Annotated in this window: 19 protein-coding genes and 1 riboswitch; of the genes, 13 read left to right on the plus strand and 6 right to left on the minus strand. The window is 66.9% G+C overall.

Going from position 1 to position 17244, the window contains the following annotated elements; translation table 11 throughout:
• The first annotated feature begins 23 nt into the window (after positions 1–23).
• The 6 genes from GBZ48_RS04440 (at position 24) to GBZ48_RS04465 (ending at position 4433) form a co-directional block, all read left to right on the plus strand.
• Positions 24–776 (plus strand): HAD family hydrolase, encoded by a 753-nt coding sequence (locus GBZ48_RS04440; protein ID WP_246306968.1) that lies wholly within the window; start codon positions 24–26, stop codon positions 774–776.
• 61 nt (positions 777–837) lie between these two features.
• Positions 838–1086 (plus strand): RNA chaperone Hfq, encoded by a 249-nt coding sequence (hfq, locus tag GBZ48_RS04445; RefSeq protein ID WP_012974114.1) that lies wholly within the window; start codon positions 838–840, stop codon positions 1084–1086.
• A gap of 52 nt (positions 1087–1138) precedes the next feature.
• Positions 1139–2419 carry a GTPase HflX gene (hflX, locus tag GBZ48_RS04450; protein ID WP_174469975.1) on the plus strand — a complete coding sequence of 427 codons (1281 nt, stop codon included), beginning with the start codon at positions 1139–1141 and terminating at the stop codon, positions 2417–2419.
• Positions 2420–2583: 164 nt separating this feature from the next.
• The gene (locus GBZ48_RS04455) at positions 2584–2892 is read left to right on the plus strand and encodes a hypothetical protein (RefSeq protein WP_174469904.1); all 309 of its coding nucleotides are present in this window, start codon (positions 2584–2586) and stop codon (positions 2890–2892) included.
• A gap of 132 nt (positions 2893–3024) precedes the next feature.
• Positions 3025–3582, plus strand: a complete 558-nt coding sequence (locus GBZ48_RS04460; RefSeq protein ID WP_246306970.1) for a hypothetical protein — start codon at positions 3025–3027, stop codon at positions 3580–3582.
• Between the two features lie 38 nt (positions 3583–3620).
• Complete coding sequence (locus tag GBZ48_RS04465; RefSeq protein WP_174469906.1) at positions 3621–4433, plus strand: inositol monophosphatase family protein; 813 nt, start codon at positions 3621–3623, stop codon at positions 4431–4433.
• A 43-nt stretch (positions 4434–4476) separates the two neighbouring features.
• Here GBZ48_RS04465 and GBZ48_RS04470 read toward each other — a convergent pair whose 3' ends face one another.
• From GBZ48_RS04470 to GBZ48_RS04485, 4 genes are all read right to left on the minus strand, one after another.
• A complete protein-coding gene (locus GBZ48_RS04470) occupies positions 4477–5304 on the minus strand; it encodes a universal stress protein (protein WP_174469907.1) in 828 nt (275 codons plus the stop codon).
• 117 nt (positions 5305–5421) lie between these two features.
• Complete coding sequence (locus tag GBZ48_RS04475) at positions 5422–6363, minus strand: ABC transporter substrate-binding protein (protein ID WP_174469908.1); 942 nt, start codon at positions 6361–6363, stop codon at positions 5422–5424.
• 17 nt (positions 6364–6380) lie between these two features.
• Entirely contained in the window at positions 6381–7148 is a 768-nt protein-coding gene (locus GBZ48_RS04480) for an ABC transporter permease (RefSeq protein WP_174469909.1), read from the minus strand.
• Complete coding sequence (locus tag GBZ48_RS04485; protein WP_246306971.1) at positions 7145–7876, minus strand: ABC transporter ATP-binding protein; 732 nt, start codon at positions 7874–7876, stop codon at positions 7145–7147. Before GBZ48_RS04485 ends, GBZ48_RS04480 begins: the two co-directional genes overlap by 4 nt.
• Before the next feature lie 47 nt (positions 7877–7923).
• A riboswitch (TPP riboswitch) is annotated at positions 7924–8030 on the minus strand.
• A gap of 120 nt (positions 8031–8150) precedes the next feature.
• On the opposite strand from GBZ48_RS04485, the gene GBZ48_RS04490 reads away from it, so the two are divergent.
• The 3 genes from GBZ48_RS04490 to GBZ48_RS04500 all read left to right on the plus strand — a co-directional run bounded on the left by GBZ48_RS04490 (position 8151) and on the right by GBZ48_RS04500 (position 10636).
• Positions 8151–9278: an arginase family protein gene (locus GBZ48_RS04490; RefSeq protein ID WP_174469911.1), complete on the plus strand. Its 1128-nt coding sequence runs from the start codon at positions 8151–8153 to the stop codon at positions 9276–9278.
• Positions 9279–9473: 195 nt separating this feature from the next.
• On the plus strand, positions 9474–10085 hold the full coding sequence (locus tag GBZ48_RS04495; protein ID WP_174469912.1) for a hypothetical protein: 612 nt from the start codon (positions 9474–9476) through the stop codon (positions 10083–10085).
• Positions 10082–10636, plus strand: a complete 555-nt coding sequence (locus tag GBZ48_RS04500) for a hypothetical protein (protein ID WP_174469913.1) — start codon at positions 10082–10084, stop codon at positions 10634–10636. Before GBZ48_RS04495 ends, GBZ48_RS04500 begins: the two co-directional genes overlap by 4 nt.
• Before the next feature lie 88 nt (positions 10637–10724).
• On the opposite strand, the gene GBZ48_RS04505 is transcribed toward GBZ48_RS04500, so the two are convergent.
• A complete protein-coding gene (locus GBZ48_RS04505; protein ID WP_174469914.1) occupies positions 10725–12353 on the minus strand; it encodes an ICP22 family protein in 1629 nt (542 codons plus the stop codon).
• Between the two features lie 333 nt (positions 12354–12686).
• On the opposite strand from GBZ48_RS04505, the gene GBZ48_RS04510 reads away from it, so the two are divergent.
• The 3 genes from GBZ48_RS04510 to GBZ48_RS04520 all read left to right on the plus strand — a co-directional run bounded on the left by GBZ48_RS04510 (position 12687) and on the right by GBZ48_RS04520 (position 14937).
• A complete protein-coding gene (locus tag GBZ48_RS04510; RefSeq protein ID WP_246306972.1) occupies positions 12687–13478 on the plus strand; it encodes a hypothetical protein in 792 nt (263 codons plus the stop codon).
• A gap of 212 nt (positions 13479–13690) precedes the next feature.
• On the plus strand, positions 13691–14119 hold the full coding sequence (locus GBZ48_RS04515; RefSeq protein WP_174469915.1) for a response regulator: 429 nt from the start codon (positions 13691–13693) through the stop codon (positions 14117–14119).
• Between the two features lie 320 nt (positions 14120–14439).
• Positions 14440–14937, plus strand: coding sequence for a single-stranded DNA-binding protein (locus GBZ48_RS04520; protein WP_174469916.1), 498 nt, complete (start codon positions 14440–14442; stop codon positions 14935–14937).
• 77 nt (positions 14938–15014) lie between these two features.
• Here the strand turns inward: GBZ48_RS04520 and GBZ48_RS04525 are convergent, their stop codons facing one another.
• A complete protein-coding gene (locus tag GBZ48_RS04525; RefSeq protein ID WP_109050067.1) occupies positions 15015–15917 on the minus strand; it encodes a LysR family transcriptional regulator in 903 nt (300 codons plus the stop codon).
• A 130-nt stretch (positions 15918–16047) separates the two neighbouring features.
• Between GBZ48_RS04525 and GBZ48_RS04530 the strand changes: the two genes are divergently transcribed.
• Positions 16048–17241 (plus strand): MFS transporter, encoded by a 1194-nt coding sequence (locus tag GBZ48_RS04530; protein WP_174469917.1) that lies wholly within the window; start codon positions 16048–16050, stop codon positions 17239–17241.
• Positions 17242–17244: the final 3 nt, after the last annotated feature.

The following is a 17244-nucleotide window of genomic DNA, read 5'->3' on the forward strand; positions in this document are numbered from 1 at the left end:
CGCGGGGGAAGGGAGCTTCCGCCATGACAATCCATCGAGAAATCTCCTTGTCCTCTCCCATCGCCCTGCCGCGCGCCGTCATCTATGACTGGGACAACACTCTGGTCAGCAACTGGGATACGGTTCGCGAGGCGCTGAACCATGCGCTGGTGTCCTTCGGCCTTGCCCCCTGGAGTGCCGAGGAGGCGCGCGAGCGGATCAAGGCATCGCTGCGCGACAGCTTCCCGCGCATTTTCGGCGAGCGCTGGACCGAGGCGCGCGACCTGTTCTACGCCTATTTCGCTGCCCACCATCTGGACGGGCTGACACCGCTGCCGGGTGCCGAGACGCTGCTGCGCCATTTTCACGAGCGGGGCGTCTATCAGGCCGTCGTCTCCAACAAGAACGGCAAGTTCCTGCGGGCGGAGGCCGACGCTCTGGGCTGGACCCGGTATTTCGGCAAGCTGGTCGGCGCACAGGATGCCGAGTTCGACAAGCCGCACATCGCCCCGGTGCGGATGGCGCTGGAGCCGGCTGGGATCGTGCCGGGCCAAGATGTCTGGTTTCTTGGCGACGCCGACATCGATATGGAATGCGCCCATGGCGCCGGTCTCGTTCCGGTGCTAATAGGGCTGGGCGAGGGGAGTGGCTTCGACCGCTTCCCGCCCGCCCATCGCCACATCGACTGTACGGCGCTTCACCGCGTCCTGTATGGCTTGGTGGACGGCAATGGTGATACCATATCCCTGCAAACGGCTGTCGAGACGGTACCAACGCGCACCACACCTGCACCGTGAAACGGGGAGCGGACCGCCTAGCAAAGGGGTCCCAAGAACATTGAAGAAGGGGGCATGAAAAATGTCTGAAAAAAGCCAGAACGTGCAGGACGTGTTTCTGAATCACGTCCGTAAGAACAAGACTCCCGTAACCGTCTTTCTCGTGAACGGCGTGAAACTCCAGGGCATCATTACTTGGTTCGACAACTTCTCGGTACTTCTGCGGCGCGACGCGCATTCCCAGCTCGTCTACAAGCACGCAATCTCGACGGTCATGCCGGCCCATCCCATTCAACTTTTCGAGCCGCCCAAGGAAGGTGAAAGCGTCTGATCCCTTGACCAATGGTAACGGCGCGGTCCCTGAAGGCGCCGCGCGGGCCATCGTGGTCCACCCCGTCCTCCGCAGTGAGGCGGACGGGGACATGCGCCCTCCCGAATCGCGGCTTGAGGAGGCGGTCGGTCTTGCCCAGGCCATTCAGCTGGATGTCGTCCATGCCGAATGCGCCAAGGTGAACCGGCCGCAACCGTCGACCCTGCTCGGCTCCGGCACGGTGGAGCATCTGGCACAGGTGGTGGAAGAGGCCGAGGCGACTCTGGTCATCCTCGACCATGCCCTGTCGCCGGTGCAGCAGCGCAACCTCGAGCGGTCGCTGAAGGCCAAGGTCATCGACCGCACCGGCCTGATCCTGGAGATCTTTGGCGCCCGCGCCCGGACGCGCGAAGGCATGCTCCAGGTCGAGCTGGCTTCCCTGACCTACCAGAAATCGCGTCTGGTGCGGTCCTGGACCCACTTGGAACGGCAGCGCGGCGGCTTCGGCTTCCTCGGCGGTCCCGGCGAATCGCAGCTTGAGCTCGACCGCCGCCTGATCGGCGACAGGATCATCAAGATCAAGAAGGAACTGGAGGAGGTGCGGCGAACCCGCGGCCTGCACCGCAAGGCACGTGCCAAGGTGCCTTATCCGGTGGTGGCTCTGGTAGGCTACACCAACGCCGGCAAATCGACGCTGTTCAACCGGCTGGCGAACGCTGACGTCTTCGCCCAGAACCTGCTGTTCGCCACGCTCGATCCCACCATGCGGCAGGTGACCCTGCCGTCGGGGCGCAAGGTGATCCTGTCGGACACGGTCGGCTTCATCTCCGACCTGCCGCACGGCCTCGTCGCCGCCTTCCGCGCCACGCTGGAGGAGGTGGACGCCGCCGACATCATCCTGCATGTCCGCGACATCGCCCACATCGACAGCGACGCCCAGAAGGCCGATGTCCATGAGGTGCTGTCGGACATGGGCATCGATCCGGAGACGGACGACCGGGTGATCGAGGTGCTGAACAAGATCGACGCGCTGGACGAGGAAAGCCGCGCAGCGATTCTGGTCCAGACCGGCCGCAATCCGCGTGCCGTGGCGGTCTCAGCCCTATCCGGCGAGGGGATCGACAACCTCGACCGCCTGCTGGACCAGCGGATGAACGTCAACCGGCAGGTCGTCGACCTCTCGGTAGACCTTGGCGACGGGGCAGCGCTCGCCTGGCTCTACGCCAAGGGCGAGGTGCTGGACCGGCGAGACGACGAGGAACACGCGCATCTGCATGTCTCCATCGACCCTGTCGATCTCGCCCGGTTCGAAAAGCGGTTCCAGCCCGACAGTCAGGCTCAACCGCAACCTTAGGCGGTGCGGCTGGGTGTCCTGGCTAAACGGAAAGGGGTGTGGACGGTGTCTATGACCTGTTGCACCCCACTCCGGTCTTAAGACGAATGCGGCGTGGTTATTTGCCCGTTGGGGTCCGATGATGGGAATGGAGCAGTCGTGCTCCCCCATGAGGAGGACTGCCAATGCGGTTGCAAACCGATCCGTCGTGCTTCTCGATTACGGCATTTCTCGCCGATCAGGTAGCCCTCGTCGCCCGTCAGGAGAATTTGCCGCCGGGTGCGGCCCTGCTGCGCCTGCAGGAGCTTTCGCGCACGCCGGAAGGCCGCGCCACCCTGATGCATCTGATCGAGGCCGCCGGCGAGCGGGAACCGAACGCCGACGAGGCCGCGAAGATTTCGGCGATCTGCCGTGAACTGACCGCCTGGGGCTATGGCGGCTTCACCGGTGGGCCCCGCCATGAGCCTCGCCACGATCACCGCGCCGCGGCATGACGGTGATTTGACACATGCTTGAGGGATGACGGCGCCTGCGATGGCAGGTCATAATGAGCCGTTCGTCATCGCCGCGGTCCCGAATTGCTTCGTTCCCCTTCCCGAACCATCCTGACCGGTGCCGGCCGTCTGATGCCGGCGCTGCCGCTGTTGCTGGCATTCGTCCAGCCACTGGCGGCGGCGGAGCCGCTGCGACCGGGAATGCCGCTGCCGCCCGGCTATGTGGAAGAACCGGAGACCCCACCCGAAGACCCGCTTCCTCCGCCGCCGAAGCCGCTGTCGGTGGCGCCCGACGAACCGCAGGTCGTCGCTCCCGATGCTGCCGGGCTGCTGAAAGACTGCAAGCAGCAGACTTTCACCGACTGCTTCCGCCTGTGGCAACCCCCGCCGCCTCCACCGCCGCCGCCGGAACCTGAGAAGGATACCGCTGCGGCGCCTCCGCCTCCGCCGCCACCTGACCCCAAGGCGCCACGCCAACCGGCACAGGGTGGACCGGTGCCGCCACCGCCAACCGATGCGGCCAAGGAATCTGCCGCCGCCGCGGCCGACCGCGCCACCTTCGATGCGCTGTCGAAGGCGCTGAAGGACAGTGGACTGGACGGCAAGGTTCTGCTGACCGACCCGAAGGGCGGCGATCCCCTGTTGAAGCTGGACAGCGTGCCCGGCAGCAAGCCGGCGGCGAAGCGCTGACCCTCTCCGAACTCAAGCCGCAAAAGGGCCAACCGACCATGACGGGTTTCCCGCTTCCCGACATCGACCGCGTCGCGGACCTGATCCGCTCCGTCGCCCGGACGGAGATCATGCCCTATTTCCAGAAGCTCGACGCCGCCGGCATCCGGCAGAAGACCGGCCCGACCGATCTCGTAACGCTCGCCGACGAGGCGGCGGAGCGAGCCCTGACCCCGGCGCTGTCGGCGCTGCTGCCGGGCAGCCGCGTCGTCGGAGAAGAGGCTGCCTCCGAGGACGAGCGCGTGCTCGACCGCATCCATGGCGACGATCCGGTCTGGATCATCGACCCGGTGGACGGCACGATCAACTTCGCCCAGGGACGGCCGATGTTCGCGGTGATCGTTGCGCTTGCCTGCAAGGGGGAGACGGTCGCCGGCTGGATCCACGATCCGGTCGACGGTCGGATGGCGACGGCGGTAAAGGGGCAGGGTGCCTGGCTCGACGGTCGCCGCGTCCATGTCGCACCGGCCGTGCCGCTGCCGCAGATGGTCGGGGCGCTGTCCACGCGCTTCTGCAGCGCGGAGATGGGCCGCCAGTTGGAAGAGCGCAGCGTCGGGCTGGCGGATCGCGTGTGCCTGTCGAGCGCCGCCCAGGAGTATCTGCGCCTGCTGGAGGGGCGGGCGCATTACTCGCTCTATCACCGGCTGATGCCGTGGGACCATGCGGCCGGCGTCCTGCTGCATGCGGAGGCCGGAGGTTATTCGGCGCTGATCGACGGGACGCCCTACCGGCCGGGGCTGCTGAACGGCAGCATCCTGCTGGCGCCCGACCGCGAAAGCTGGCAGGCGCTGCATGGACAGCTGTTCGGCTGAGTGCGTGTTGGGTACAGGAGGGCTATAGCCCTCCCGCGCCCCTTCAATGTGCCAGCAGCGCCGGCAGGGCCAGCCCGTCCAGCACGGTGCGGGTCGCCCCGCCCAGCACCAGTTCACGCAGGCGGGAATGGCCGTAGGCGCCCATCACCAGCAGGTCGGCGCCCTGGTCGGTGCAGCAGGACAGGATCATGTCCCCGACCTCGCCGCCGGACGCGATGACCGACTGCGGACGGGCGGCGATGCCGTGGCGGTGCAGCCAGTCGACAAGGGTGGCGGCTTCTCTGCTCTGTTGCCCGAGGGGTTCCACGGTCAGCACGGTGACGGACTCCGCCGCCTCCAGGAAGGGCATGGCGGCGCGGACCGCACGCGTGGATTCGCGTGTGTTCTTCCAGGCGATCAGCACATGGCGGCCGATGGGCGCCGCAGCCGGCTGTTTCGGCGGCAGGACCAGGACCGGTGTGGCGGTTTCCAGCGGCAAACGATCGGGGATGTGGTGCAGCGACACCCGCTCGCCCGCCCGCACCGCCGCGGATTGCGCGACGACGATCAGGTCGGCATAAGCGGCGCGCTCGGCCAGCAGATCGACATGGTCGCCCTCTTCGATGGTCCAGTCGTAGGGCAGCCCGTCAAGCGACTTGCGGACCTCCTGCTCGATCCGCTCGGCATTCTCGTGGGCGATTGCGGTCGCCTCCGCCATGAAGCCATAGGATGCGGCGCGGCCGGTGGCGCCCGCAGGCATCGACACCGGGGTGGCGATGTAGAGCGCCTGGATATGGGCGGAGAAACGCTTGGCCAGGGCCGTTGCCACCGCCAGCCGGCTGGTGTGGGCGTCGTCGTTGGCCATGTGCAGCAGGATGGTCTTGATCGGCATGCCCTTGCGTCTCCCAACATTATGATCGGTCCACCATCAGCCGGCGGAGCGGTTTCCCTCTAGGTAACGCTCCGCCGGGGTCGATGGCAACGCCGGTCACATGGGAAAGGCAGGCAGTTACTTCACCACCACCGCATACTGGTCGACCGGCGCCACCGCTTTGATCAGACCGCGGGCCTTCAGGAACTCGGCGAAGCGGGTGTAGCGCTCGGCATCCAGGGCGGCCGGGCTGTGGGCGAAACGCGGCAGCGTGTCGGCCCAGGCGCGGCGGTTCAGCTCGTCGTTCAGTTCGGGCCGGCCCTTGACGAAAGCGGCCTGCGATTCCTCCGGATGGTTCAGGATGTAGAGCGTCGCCCGCTCCACCGCCGCCAGGAAGCGCTTGAAGCGCGGATCGTTCGTCTTGTCCTTGCGGGTGACCAGAATCAGTTCGTCATAGGGCGGAACGCCCTCTTCCTCGGGATAGAAGGCGCGGCCGGGGTGCTTCTCGATCTCCATCTGGTTCAGTTCGAAATTGCGAAAGGCGCCGACCACCGCATCGACCTGGCCTGACAGCAGCGATGGTGAGAGGGAGAAGTTGACGTTGACCAGCTCGACATCCTTCAGGCTCAGCCCCTGCTTCTCCAGCATGGCACCCAGCAGAGCATCCTCGAAGCCGGCGATGGAGTAGCCGACCTTGCGGCCCTTCAGATCCTTCAGCATCTTCACCGGCCCGTCGCGCAGCACGACGACGGAGTTCAGCGGCGTGGACACCAGCGTGCCAATTCGGACCAGCGGCAGTTCCTCCGCCACCTGGAGGATCAGCTGCGGCTGGTAGGACACGGCGATGTCGGCGCCGCCGGCGGCGACCAGCTTCGGCGGGTCGTTGGGGTCGGCCGGGGCGGTCAGGGTGACCTCAAGCCCGGCGTCCTTGAAGAATCCCTTCTCCTGCGCCACCACCAGCGGGGCGTGGTCGGGGTTGACGAACCAGTCAAGCATCACGGACAGCTTGTCCTGGGCCAGCGCGGGAAGCGAGGTCATCAGACCGGCGGCGATCAGGCCGGCGGCAAAAAGGTGCTTCATCGGGTTGTCTCTCCCCTTCAAGGGTTGGCGTCTTCGGCAGGTTGGGTATCGGGTTGCCAAGGCAGGGCGCGGCGGGCGAGCGCATCGACGGCGGCATAAAGCGAGACGGCGAAAAGTCCCAGCACCAGCACGGCGGCGAACAGGAGGTCGATCTGCATGCGGGCATTGGCGTGCAGCATCAGGTAGCCAAGGCCGGAAGACGACCCCACCCATTCGCCGATCACCGCCCCGATGGGCGCCACCGCGGCGGCCACCCGCACCCCGGACCAGAAGGCGGGCAGGGCGGCCGGCAGGCGGATGCTCCACAGAATCGCGGCGGGCGAGGCGCCCATGGTGCGGGCAAGGTCGAGCCAGCCGGGATCGGTGCGCCGCAGCCCGTCGAACAGTGCGGTCGTCACCGGGAAATAGATGACCAGCACCGCCATGGCGATCTTGGACGCCATGCCATAGCCGAGCCACAGCACCAGCAGCGGCGCCAGCGCGAAGACCGGGATGGCCTGACTGACCAGCAGCAGCGGCATCAACCAGCGCCGCGCCGTGCGGAACCGCGCGAGCAGCAAGGCGCTGACCCCGCCCAGCGCCACGCCGGCCACCAGCCCGATCAGAATCTCGGCCAGCGTGGTCAGGCCATGGGTCAACAGCAGAGGAGCCTGGCGCTGCATGGCGTCCGCCACCGCCAGCGGACCGGGCAGAAGGTAGCGCGGCAGCCCGGTGGCCCAGACCAGCGCCTGCCAGCCGGCGACCAGCACCAGCAGGGTGATCGCGCCGCGCAGCAGCGCCTTCATTCCGCCAGCCTCCGCAACAGTTCGGCCTGATGCGCCAGCAGGTCCGGATCGTCGACCCGGCGCGGCACCGGGCCGGAGGGCTCCAGCGCCGGTCCCATGACGGCGGGCCGGCCGGTCATCACATGCAGTCGGTCGCCGATGCGCAGCGCCTCCAGCGGGTCGTGGGTGACCATCAGGACGGTGCGGCCGGCCAGCGTCTCCGCCGCCGTTTCCTGCAAGCGCAGCCGGGTGATGGCGTCGAGCGCGGAGAAGGGCTCGTCCATCAGGACCAGCGGCTTGTCCTCCATCAGGGTGCGGGCCAGCGCCACGCGCTGCTTCTGCCCACCGGACAACGCGGCGGGACGGTCGCGCTCGCGCCCCGTCAAGCCGACGCGGTCCAGCAGCGCGCGAGCCTGCTCCACCCGCGCCGGATCGGGACGGCGGTGGCGCAGCCGGTCGCCGAGCAGGACATTGTCGAGGACGGTCAGCCAAGGCAGCAGCAGGTCCTGCTGCGCCATGTAGGCGATCCGGCCGGCCAGCGGCTGCCGGTCGCCGGTGACCACCTCGGTCGGCGGCTCCGGCTCGGCCAAACCGGCGAGGATGCGCAGGAGCGTGGTCTTGCCGACGCCGCTCGGCCCCAGCAGGCAGGTGGTCCGCCCGGCCGGCAGCTCCAGCGTCAGGTCGGAGAACAGCAGCGTGCCGCCATAGGTCAGCCGCGCCCGCGAGATGGTCACCGAAAGGGGCGTCATCGCAGGCACGCGGGCATGCATCGTGAACTGGCGGAGTTGGAGAGGGTGCGGTCCCGCATCACTGATCCCTACGCCGGCATGAACCGGATCAGGTTCCAGGGGTCGTCCCGCAACAGGACCTCTCAGCCGCCCATCGGCTCCCCCCAGTGAAGGCGGCGACTATAGGCGCGGACGATCCGTGACCGCAAGCATTGCCGGATGCCGCTTCCGGCATGCGGAAGCGGGCGGCTTGACCACACCGCTGCGGCGCCTAGTTTCTGACGGGCATCGAGGAGTGCCCGTCCTGACCACGCCATTCCGCACACCGCTGTTCATCGGCGGGGAAATCTACCGCGGCTCCACCTATGGGCCGAAGCATCCGCTGGCGATTCCACGCGTGTCGACCGCCATCGACCTCAGCCGCGCCATGGGCTGGCTGCCGGACGAGGTCTATCTCGACACCCATGTGGCGAGCGAACGCGAACTGGCGCGCTTCCATACCGCCGACTACATCGCCGCGCTGAAGCGGGCGGAGGCCGAGCAGCGGGTCGACGAGGCGACAGCCACCCGCCACAATCTGGGCAAGCTGGAAAACCCCGTCTTCGCCGAGATGTACCGGCGGCCGGCACACAGCAGCGGATCGGCGTTGCAGGCGGCCAGGATTCTCGGCGACCGGCCCGCCGGTCTGGTGTATGCGCCGGCCGCCGGGACGCATCATGCGCGGCGCGACCGGGCCAGCGGCTTCTGCTATTTCAACGCGCCGGTTCTCGGCATTCTGGAATTGCTGGACCATGGGCTGGAGCGGGTCCTCTATGTCGATCTCGACGCCCATCATGGCGACGGGGTGGAGGAGGCCTTCGCCGACGACGACCGGGTGCTGACCGTGTCCATCCATGAGGATGGGCGCTGGCCCTACACCGGCAAGGCGGAGGACCGCGCCGGCGGCATGGCCCGCAACCTGCCGGTCCCGCCGGGCTTCAACGACAGCGAGATGGAGCATGTGATGGAGGCGGCGGTCCTGCCGCTGGCCCGTGCCTTCCGTCCGCAGGCGATGGTGATCCAGACCGGCGCCGATGCCCTGGCCGAGGATCCGTTGAGCCGGCTGGAGCTGTCCAACCGTGCGCTGTGGGATGCCGTGGCGGCGCTGCTTCCGCTGGCGCCGCGGGTGCTGGTGGTCGGAGGCGGCGGCTATAATCCCTGGTCGGTCGGGCGTTGTTGGGCCGGGATCTGGGCGGTGATGAACGGCGTCGATCCCGCCGTGCGGCCAACGGCGGAGGCGGAGGCGGTGCTGCGTGCCCTGACCTGGAATCGCGCCGCCGGCCGCAATCCGCCCGAACATTGGTTCACGACGCTGGGCGACGAACGGCGTCCCGGGCCGGTGCGGGACGCGGTGAAGCGGGTGGCGGAGATTGCCATGTCCTGACGGATGGCGGTGTCCTGACCCGCAGCCGACCGACTCATTCCGACGAATTTCGAACCAACCTGTGACGATTCGTTGACGGGGTCGGATTGTTCGTTGATTCTCTTTTCCACTGCGCCGGTGCAGCTTCCGCGTCGGGTGATGCCGGCTTCGGCGGAATTTGCGGGTGGGATTTGCGGTAGGAGAACGGGCGGGCGGATGTCGAACACGACGCTGTTCCTGATCGCCATCGTCATCATCATGCTGGCTGCCGTCCCGGTCGCCATGATGATGAAGGATTTCCTGCCGAACATCATGGAAAAGAGCAGCGGCCTGGATCAGGTCGAGAACCGCATCTACGTCCTGCATGCCGAGGCGCAGGAGCTTCAAAACCGGGTGAACCATCTGGTCCAGCGCCGGAACAGCCAGTCTTCCGACCGCAACCGGCTGGAAAGCGATATCCGCAAGGCGGAAAAGCAGGTTCGGGACCTCTCGGACCAGCCGCCGATGTTCGTGCATGAGGTCGGCGACCCGCAGGCCGGACTGATGAAATTCGTCGCGACGGTGACGCAGGAGAAGGCGTCTGCCGCTGCCCGCGCCGCCGGCGAGCGGGCGCAGGTCAACCCGATATGGCGCTGCACAAATGTAGCCGAGGTCTGGGCGTCCAGCTTTGACGAGGCCAAGCAGATGTGCGATGTGGCCTTCCCGTTCAAAATGGGTTTCCAGAAGACGTTCATGCGCGGCGATGCGCGGGCCGGCGGCAAGGCCGCCGGCAAGGGTGTGCCGACGCCACCCGCCACCGCCCGGGCGAAGGCGGGTGCCGCCACATGATGATCAACTTCATCATCGTCCTGGCCATCGTCGCTATCGGTGCTTGGCTCGGCAACATCCTGATGAGCGTCGAGCAGCGGGTGTCGCAGGCGCGCCAGCGCGTCCGCGGCGTCCGCAACAACCTCGATAAGCTGGATGCCACCATCCACCGCCTGCATCGGGAGGAGGAGACCCTCCATGCCGAGATCGAGGAACTGACCCGGGAGATGGTGGAACTGCGCAAGAAGCAGGTGGAGGTGCAACAGCGCCTGACCGAAGCGCAGTCGAAGCGTCGTCCGCAGATCCTGATCCTGACCGACCGGCGCAATCCCGGCGACAAGGAATGGCTGGTCACCGTGGTGAACCAGCAGATTGGCGAGATCGATGCCGCCCACCCTCTTGCCGTCGAATGGGCACGGGGGCGCCAGTATCTGGTCTGGGCGGAGTCGGACCGCGAGGCCGGCGAACGTGCCAACCGCCGCTTCAGCGCCCGGCCCGGCTATCAGGTGCGGTCGGTGGCCCCGGTGAAGGAAGATCTCTACAACGCCAGCCCGGCCCAAAGCGCAGCGTAGAAAAGCATCGCGCAGACATCGAAAAGCCCTTCCTCCGCGAGGGAAGAAGGGCTTTTCGCAAAGGTCCGTCTCAGCGCGTTCCCAGGCTTTAGCGCGCCTTGGCGGTGGCCGGGGTTTGGCGGAAGGCGTCGTGCAGGTAGGGCGACAGCGACTGGCGCATGTTGCGCAGCCATTCATGGATGATGATCAGCGAACGGGAGGCGACCGGCGGGGTCATGCCCAGCTTCACCAGATCCTCGCGGGTCATCGTCGCCACCTGATCCAGCCGGTGGCCGGTCAGGCGCGCCCAGGCCGGGGCGGTGCAGGGCTGCATGGAGATGACCTGCAGGCCCTCGCGCTCCACCATCTCCGCCTTGCGGCGGGCATACTGGCTGTCCTCCAGCTGGGAGAACGGGCCGGAGAAGCCGTTTTCCACCAGGACGCGCTTGGCCTTCGGGGCGATGGTCGCCACCCGCTCCAGCGTCGTCATGCCGGTGGACAGCGAGGCGAGGTCGACGGTCACGGGGACCATGAAGGTCAGCCGTTCGCCTTCGCCGACGTAATAGTCGAAGCCCGACACCTCGGCCCAGTTGAAGAACCACTGCGAGATGTTGCCGCCGAAATCATACAGGCGGCCGCCGCGCTGCAATTCCGGCCCGATCAGGTCCCAGAACTCGTAGAAGCCGTCACCCGAGCCCATCATGTTCATGAAGTCCTGGGTGATGCGGCGGTGTTCGACCACGTCCGGGCCGAACAGGCGGGCGAGACGCTCGTTCACCTCGTACTCGACGACCTTCAGCTGCAGGCCTTCCAGCATGGCGGTCGCCATCAGGTGATGGGACAGCAGCGTCTTGCCGACGCCGCCGCGGTCATTGAGGACGAAGATCGTGCCCAGCATGCGATCGCCTTTCCAGTATGCGTTTGTTGAGTCGTCTTGGGTCATCGTGGCAGGCATCGGCGGGAATACAGGAGAGCCGGTGCCCCGCGCAACCGCCGCGGACGTCTGATGGGAAGCCGGCTGCGGTTCCGGCCTGGTCATTGCGGGTTCAGGAGGCGTTTCGTCCTCTCCGGTTCCGGTCTCGTCCTCTGCCGGCCGGTCTCCGGCAACGGCAGTCGCCGGTGCGAGCAGGTCCAGGGCAGGGGAGGCGGGTTGGGAAGGTTCCTCGACGGCCTTCGAGGCAGGTTCGCCCTCTTCAGGCGTGGGCGCTTGCGTCAGCGGTTCTTCCTCGACGGCGTTAGCCTGAGTATCCTCGCCATCAAGCCCGGTCGTCTCGGTCAGCAGTTCGACATCGGAGTCGGCAGCCTCCGTGACGGGCTCGACGACGGAGTCGCCCCCATCGTCCTTCTGGTCGCCCTTCTCGGGGCCGTCCTCATCCGGGCCACCCTCATCCGCATCTCCGGCCTCTTCCTTCAGGCCGGCGGACAGGGCTGCCTCATGGACGGCTGCCAGGGTCTCGGCAGGAAGGGCTGCGGCGCCATGGTCACCGGCGGCCTCGCCACGCCCTTCGTTTCCGACGAGGAAGAAGGCGGAGCGCAGGGTAACGGGCGAGATCGGCTGGTTGTCGCGGGCAGTCACCCCCAGCTTTGCCAGCAGATCGGAGATCTCGGCCCAGGACAGGCCGCGCTCGCGCATCAGCCCGATATCGGCATAGCTTTCGCGCACCGCCTGCATGGCGCTGCGGTTGCCAGCCGGGCGATCGGCAAGGAGCCGTTCAAGTTCCGAGCGATCGATCGACACCGTATGGGATTCCGGCAAGATGAAATGGCGACGGGGAAGCGCCCGGATGTTGGATCGCAAGGAATCCATTCCCCTGGGGCCGAAAAAATAGTACAAGCGGCCATCACGCGCAAACGGTTTCCAAACGACATCAACGGCGCTAAACAGTGTTGCCCGATCGGGACCCCATCCGTGACGCCGGGCAACTTCGCCGACGCTCCGGCAAATGGCGCCATGACGTTGGCTTTTGGAACCGCCCGTCGGTTGCGCGGGTTGCCATAAGGGTGGACGCCGCCGTTTCCGGAAGGTTGGACGTCTGCATCGGGCTGGGCTTGGAACCGGGGTAGGGCCAGGATGCCTCACGATTTTGGTTCGTCACGCGACCGGCGATCCGCACCCGTGCCGGGGGCGGGCATCGGCTTTCACGAGTTGCGGCAGGCGTGCGAAATCTCCGCATTGCGCGAGGATCTGGAGCGGCTGGCCCATGAGGCCGGCGCCCTGCGTGATGGCGTGGAGCAGGCTGTGGAGACGGTGCGCGACCGTTTTGCCGCACTGACCGCCGAGGAAATGGCCGACCCGATGGTGCTGGCGCCGTTGCTCCAACTGGCGGTCACAACCCTGCTGGAAATTCGCGAACAGGCCCGGCAGTTGAACACCCAGACCGGCCCGCTGTCGGATGACGAGCGCCCGTCCTGGCTGGGAGCCGCCGACGCTCCCCGCCTGCGACAGCCTGCCGCGATTGCCCAGGGTGTGTCGGCCGATGAAGGCATGTCCGATGGCTGGGGCGGCGACGATGCGCTGGAGCGGAGCGACGAACCGCTTCAGGCCGACAGCGCGCCGCCACCTTCGACCCACTTGCCGGCCCGACTGTCCCAGCCGGCTCTGGCCCTGCCGGCTTCGCAAGCTTCTCCCTCTCCCGGCCCCCTGGCACCGGCCCTGTCGCAGGTTGCGGCGGTAAATCCATCCAGCCCAGCCTCTCGGTCATCGGCTTCGGCAGCCCGAACCGGCGAAGGGCAGGCGTCATGGCTTGCCAGCGAACCGGCGCCACCACCGCCGCCATCCCGCGCGGCGACGGTACGGGCCACCGCCAGCGCTGGACCAAGACCCAAGGGTGGAATCGACTGGCTGGGGCCGGCCGGACGCTGACGTCAGCAAAAACAGGATGTGGTGGACAGGCGTCGGAAGGGCTGCGACTCGCGGCTCTCGCACCCTTCTGCGGCCGACGCAGAAGGTCAGATTCTGAACGATTGAGCTTGCAAATTCGGGGAGGTTCTAGTACAAACGGCGTATCGGTAAATGAAATTTTACCAAGATTCGCCGCATACCGCGCAACAGTTGCAACGTCCGAGGTCGGTCGCATGCTCCGGATCGACGCCATCGCCAAGCAGCATCTGCCCCATCGCACCCGTACGCTAGGGCAGCCGTTGCGCGTCATTCTGGTGGAGCATGACCCCGGCATCTCCGACGCCCTGTCGGTGGTGATGGCGGATCTGGGGCACACCGTCTGCGGCATTGCCCGGACAGAGTGTGAGGCGGTCGATCTGGCGCTGCGTGAACGTCCGGATCTGGCAATGACCGATGCACATCTCGGCGGCGGAGACGGCATCGCGGTGGCGCGCCGGCTGAATCTGGACCACGGACTGCGTTCCATCTTCCTGTCGGGCAACAGCGACCATGGCACCATGGCGCGCATCACCGAAACCTATCCGCTGGGTGTGGTGCACAGGCCCTTTTCTCATGCACAGCTGAAGATCGCCCTGGATCTGGCGGCGCGGCGCCTGCGCTGATCCCGGTGCCGATTGACGGGTTTCCAGCACTAAGCCGAAGGATTCGGTTTTCCCGCGCCTGTTCCTCTGCTATATTTGTTCATGGAGTGTTCTGGTTCGGAGCGGCAGGGCGAGTGCGCCGGTCCGAACATCGCCGGAGCATTTCCGACGGCGGTTGACCGGCGTCGGTCCCTCGTGCTTCGTTGCGCGGGACCGGGGGGATGGTCGCCATTGAACAGCCGGCCCTGCGAATGGGAACCCTCGGCATCTGGGTGCCTCCGCCGGGCATCCTGACGGGTCGGCATGGATGCTGGGACACTCGCGCTTAGGAGCAACGAGCGATGAATGTTTGGACGTTTACGGGACGCCTGGGCGCGGACGGCGAATTGCGCACGACCCAGAGCGGCGAGAAGGTGCTGGGTTTCCGCGTCGCCAACGATGTCGGCTTTGGCGAACGCAAGACGACTCAATGGGTCGATTGCTCGATCTGGGGTCGCCGCGCCGAGTCGCTCGCTCAGCACCTGACCAAGGGCAAGAGCGTCGTCGTTTCGGGCGAAGTGACCCTGCGCGAGTATGAGAAGCGTGACGGCACCCGCGGCGCCGGCCTGTCGGTGCGCGTGGCCGAAATCGACTTCACCGGCGGCGCCCGTGAAGAGGGTGGCGGCGGCAGCTTCGGCGGCGGCGGTGGCGGCTACGAATCGCGTGGCGGCGGAAGCGGCGGCTATGGCGGCGGCAGCGGTGGTGGCGGCAACTACGGCGGCGGCTCTTCGGGCGGCAACCGTGGCGGCGGTGGCGCTCCGCCCCGTCACGAGGACCTCGACGACGAGATCCCGTTCTGACGCGAATCACCGAAGCGGTAAGTTCCATCGGCCGGATGCCAGTCATCCGGCCGATTTCTTTTTCGGCGTCCGATAGGTCAGCCTGCCAGCATCGCGCGCAGGCGCGGAGCCATATGGTCCAGAAAGGCCCGGACACGGCGTGGCGCACGGTCGCGACCGGTATAGACGGCGTGGATTTCCTCGGTATCGACCAGCGTGTCGTCCAGCACTGCGACCAGCCGCCCCTCACGCAAATCGTCGCGGACGTGGTATTCGGCCAGCCGCGCCAGCCCCAGTCCCAGCAGCGCCATATGGCGAACCGTCTCGCCATTGTTGGCCAGGATGCGGGTCGGCACCTCGCGGTCCACCAGCCGTCCGCCGGACTTCAGCGGCCAGACCGCGGCGGCACGACGGAAATTGAAGCCCAGACAGTCATGGGCCTCCAGATCCGCGGCAGTCATCGGAACGCCTTTGCGGTCCAGATAAGCGGGGGAGGCGACGATTCTCCGCCGGACGACGCCCAGCCGCTGGGCCAGCAGCGCCGAATCGCTCAAGGGCCCGGCGCGGAAGGCGACATCGACACGGGCTGCATAGAGGTCTACCACCTCGTCGGTCATCGTCACGTCCATCGTGATGCCGGGATGGTCACGTAGAAATTCAGGCAGCAGCGGCAGCAGGCAATGCTGACCGAACGGCACCGAGGCGTTGGCCCGGATCAGGCCGGTCGGCGCGCGGGCGCCGCCGGCGATCTCCGCGTCCAGCGCGTCCAACTCTCCCAGCAGCGCCTGTGCCCGTTCCCGATACAGTTCTCCCTCGGCGGTCAGGCGCAGTTTCCTGGTGGAGCGTTCGACCAACCGCACACCCAGCCGTTCCTCCAGCCGACCGACCAGCTTCGCTGTGGACGACGGTGTCATGCCGACATCGCGCCCGGCGGCGCTGAAGCTGCCCTGGGCAGCAACCCGCAGGAAAACCCGCATTTCCCAGGCACGCGGATCGCTCATTCCGGCATCTCCATCCTTACCTTGTCCTTGAATGACAAAATCATGCGAACTGGGCTGGTATTCCCGTTCCTGACCTTATGGCGCACATCGTCTCCCCAGCACAGTCCTTCTTGGAATGGAGACTTTGGAAATGCCACTTGCACTGCTGGCGCTGGCGATCAGCGCCTATGCGATCGGGACGACGGAGTTTGTGATTGTCGGCCTGCTCCCAACCGTGGCGAGCGATCTGGACGTCAGCCTGCCGCTGGCCGGCATGGTGGTCAGCGTCTATGCGCTGGGCGTCACATTCGGCGCGCCGATTCTGACCGCGCTGACCGGCCGGGTTCCGCGCAAGCCGTTGCTGCTCGGATTGATGGGCGTGTTCGTCGCCGGCAACCTGCTGGCCGGCATCAGCCCCAATTACGAAACGCTGCTGGTGGCGCGGGTGCTGAGCGCCTTCGCCCATGGCGTCTTCTTCTCGGTCGGTTCGACCATCGCCGCCGATCTGGTGCCGGAGGACCGGCGCGCCTCGGCCATCGCCATGATGTTCTCCGGCCTAACCATCGCCATCGTCACCGGCGTGCCGCTGGGCACCTGGATCGGTCAGACCTTCGGCTGGCGCGCCACCTTCCTGGCGGTGTCGGCGCTTGGCGTCATCGGCGGGCTGGGTGTCGCAGCGTTGGTGCCGGCACGGCTCAGCCAACCGCCGGCCGCCGGTCTGGGCACGCAACTGGGTGTATTGGCGAAGCCGCGGCTTCTGCTGGCCTTCGCCATCACCGCACTCGGTTATGGCGGCACCTTCGTCGCCTTCACCTTCCTGGCGCCCATCCTTGAGACGATCACCGGGTTTTCGAACTCGACCGTCAGCCTCGTCCTGGTTCTGTACGGTGCCGCCATCGCGGTCGGCAATGTCGTCGGCGGCCGGCTTGCCAACCGCCGGCCGGTTCGGGCGCTGGCCTGGCTGTTCGCCTTGCAGGCGCTGGTTCTGATCGTCTTCACCTTCACCGCAGACGCCAAGGTTCCGGCGCTGGTCACGCTGGCCGGCATGGGAGCGCTGGCCTTCGCCAATGTCCCAGGCCTTCAGCTTTATGTCGTCCAATTGGCGCAGCGTCATGCGCCGGAAGCGGTCGATGTGGCGTCAGCGCTGAACATCGCTGCCTTCAACCTGGGAATCGCGGCTGGCGCCTTCTTCGGCGGGCAGGTTGTTTCCTCCCCACTCGGTCTCGGCGCCACGCCGTGGGTCGGTGGCCTGTTCGTTCTGGGCGGTCTCGTCCTGACGCTGGCGAGCGGTGCGCTCGACAGGCGGGAGACCGACCGCCGGACGACTGTTCCGGCGGCCTGCTGAACC

Origin of the sequence: Azospirillum melinis (assembly GCF_013340935.1) — a bacterium.
Lineage (GTDB): Bacteria > Pseudomonadota > Alphaproteobacteria > Azospirillales > Azospirillaceae > Azospirillum > Azospirillum melinis.

Coding starts and splice junctions, on each gene's coding strand:
- GBZ48_RS04485 (WP_246306971.1), bottom strand. CDS start 7,876: ATGACGCCCCTTTCGGTGACCATCTCGCGGGCGCGGCTGACCTATGGC.
- GBZ48_RS04495 (WP_174469912.1), top strand. CDS start 9,474: ATGTCGAACACGACGCTGTTCCTGATCGCCATCGTCATCATCATGCTG.
- GBZ48_RS04480 (WP_174469909.1), bottom strand. CDS start 7,148: ATGAAGGCGCTGCTGCGCGGCGCGATCACCCTGCTGGTGCTGGTCGCC.
- GBZ48_RS04440 (WP_246306968.1), top strand. CDS start 24: ATGACAATCCATCGAGAAATCTCCTTGTCCTCTCCCATCGCCCTGCCG.
- GBZ48_RS04520 (WP_174469916.1), top strand. CDS start 14,440: ATGAATGTTTGGACGTTTACGGGACGCCTGGGCGCGGACGGCGAATTG.
- GBZ48_RS04500 (WP_174469913.1), top strand. CDS start 10,082: ATGATGATCAACTTCATCATCGTCCTGGCCATCGTCGCTATCGGTGCT.
- GBZ48_RS04465 (WP_174469906.1), top strand. CDS start 3,621: ATGACGGGTTTCCCGCTTCCCGACATCGACCGCGTCGCGGACCTGATC.
- GBZ48_RS04455 (WP_174469904.1), top strand. CDS start 2,584: ATGCGGTTGCAAACCGATCCGTCGTGCTTCTCGATTACGGCATTTCTC.
- GBZ48_RS04515 (WP_174469915.1), top strand. CDS start 13,691: ATGCTCCGGATCGACGCCATCGCCAAGCAGCATCTGCCCCATCGCACC.
- GBZ48_RS04510 (WP_246306972.1), top strand. CDS start 12,687: ATGCCTCACGATTTTGGTTCGTCACGCGACCGGCGATCCGCACCCGTG.
- GBZ48_RS04475 (WP_174469908.1), bottom strand. CDS start 6,363: ATGAAGCACCTTTTTGCCGCCGGCCTGATCGCCGCCGGTCTGATGACC.
- GBZ48_RS04460 (WP_246306970.1), top strand. CDS start 3,025: ATGCCGGCGCTGCCGCTGTTGCTGGCATTCGTCCAGCCACTGGCGGCG.
- GBZ48_RS04470 (WP_174469907.1), bottom strand. CDS start 5,304: ATGCCGATCAAGACCATCCTGCTGCACATGGCCAACGACGACGCCCAC.
- GBZ48_RS04525 (WP_109050067.1), bottom strand. CDS start 15,917: ATGAGCGATCCGCGTGCCTGGGAAATGCGGGTTTTCCTGCGGGTTGCT.
- GBZ48_RS04530 (WP_174469917.1), top strand. CDS start 16,048: ATGCCACTTGCACTGCTGGCGCTGGCGATCAGCGCCTATGCGATCGGG.
- hfq (WP_012974114.1), top strand. CDS start 838: ATGTCTGAAAAAAGCCAGAACGTGCAGGACGTGTTTCTGAATCACGTC.